The following is a 1,407-nucleotide window of genomic DNA, read 5'->3' on the forward strand; positions in this document are numbered from 1 at the left end:
GAAACGCCGCCTGCGTGCGGCCCGCACCGGGACGGCGCGCAGCCGGTGCTCCTCACCCCCACCAATGCCCGGGGCCGACGCCTACAAATGCCCGCGGCCTCGCCGCGCTGCCGGGCGAGGGGCGCGCCTTCGGCGGCCTCCTCAAGGGCGAGTTCGGCCTCGACGGCGACCGCCTGCCGGTGCCCGAGCAACTGGTGCTGAAGCCCGGCGCCCGCGTGATGGCGCTGCGCAACGATCCGGCCCGGCGCTGGGTCAACGGCTCGGTGGGCACGGTGCTCGGCCTCGGCGCCCACAGCGCGGTGGTGAAGCTCGACACCGGGCCGATCGTCGAGATCGAGGCCTTCACCTGGGAGCGCATCCGCTACGGCTGGGACGAGCCGGGCGGGCGGCTGGAGACGCAGGTGGTGGGCACCTTCACCCAGCTCCCCCTCGCGCCCGCCTGGGCGCTCACCATGCACAAGGCGCAGGGCCTGACGCTGGACGACGTGCGCATCGACTTCGGCGACGGCGCCTTCGCCCCCGGCCAGGCCTATGTGGCGCTCTCCCGCGCCCGCTCGCTGGAGGGCCTCTCCCTGGTGCGCGAGATCCGCGGCACCGACGTGCGGGTGAACCGTAAGGTGGCGGCCTTCATGGAGGCGTTCGAGCAGGGGGAATGAGGGGGCGGTGGCAGGGATGCTCCGGTCAAGCCGGAGCATGACGGCGGTGAGAGAGCATGACGGCGGTGAAGGATTTCCCGCCGTCGCTTCCCCCAACCACCGTCGCCCTGCGGCTTGACCGGAGGGCCCATCCTGCGGCCGGGCGCGCGGTAGGGAGGCGGGTGCGCCCTACCCCTCCGGCGCCACGCCCATCCTTCGCTCCGGCTCGGCGAAGCCTTCCGGCGCCGGGCCGGCCTCGAAGGGGGTGTCCACCTCCACGAAGGTGTCGGGATAGAAGCCGTTGAAGCGCGTGCGCAGCGACAGGGAGTAGGCGCCGATGTGGCCGATCTCGATCCAGTCGCCGGTGTCCACGCTCTCCGGCAGGAAGAACGGGCGCGAGAGCACGTCGACGCTGTCGCAGGTGGCGCCATAGATGCGGAACGGCTCGATCCTGTCCGCCCGCCCCGCGCGGCGGCGCCGCGCCGGGTCCGGGATGTGGCGCACCGGCAGCACGATCTTGCCGGTCCAGGAATCCGACAGCGACGCCCAGATGCCGTCATTGATGTAGAGCCGCTGGCCCTTCTTCAGAAGCACGCGGGCGATCACCGAGAAGGCGCGCGCCACGATCACCCGCCCCGGCTCCGCCACCAGCGGCATGCCGGCAAAGCCGCCGCGCTCCACCGCCCCCATCACGGCGGGCGATGATGTCCGCGAGCGGCGGCATGGCGGGCTGCGGCCGGCGTGGGTCGGCGGCATAGGCGGCAGGGAAGCC

The 1,407-nt window shown here is 73.1% G+C and carries 2 pseudogenes; one reads left to right on the forward strand and one right to left on the reverse strand.

What is annotated here, in order from left to right:
* A pseudogene (locus tag AC2W7M_RS25450) lies at nucleotides 1-656 on the forward strand (hypothetical protein); the annotation flags it as partial.
* Between the two features lie 168 nt (nucleotides 657-824).
* Here AC2W7M_RS25450 and AC2W7M_RS25455 read toward each other — a convergent pair.
* Nucleotides 825-1,407, reverse strand: a pseudogene (locus tag AC2W7M_RS25455) (type III PLP-dependent enzyme domain-containing protein); the annotation flags it as partial.

Source organism: Xanthobacter sp. BG11Y11_SDJG, from assembly GCF_057364445.1.